This window comes from Bradyrhizobium sp. Leo170 (genome assembly GCF_004296405.1).
GTDB lineage: Bacteria > Pseudomonadota > Alphaproteobacteria > Rhizobiales > Xanthobacteraceae > Bradyrhizobium.
On sequence record NZ_PSRR01000954.1, the window covers coordinates 1 to 254 of the forward strand.

Consider the following 254-nt stretch of genomic DNA (forward strand, 5'->3'; position numbering starts at 1 on the left):
CGCTGTCGGCGGCGCGGCTGGCCGACTTCATGGCTGCCGATCTGTCCGCGCTCGACCTTCTGGTGGTCCAAATCGACGGGCTGCATCTCGGCGACGATCTCGTGCTGGTCGCCGCGATCGGGGTTGACGGCCAAGGCAACAAGCATCCGCTGGCGCTGGTGGAAGGGGCGACCGAGAATGCCGCAACGGTTCAGGCCCTGCTGGACAACCTGGTCGCGCGCGGGCTCGACCCGACGGTGCCAAGACTGTTCATC

General features: G+C 67.3%; 1 pseudogene. It reads left to right on the plus strand.

Annotated features, from left to right (window positions below):
- Positions 1 to 254 (plus strand): annotated as a pseudogene (locus tag CWO89_RS45490) (IS256 family transposase); the annotation flags it as partial.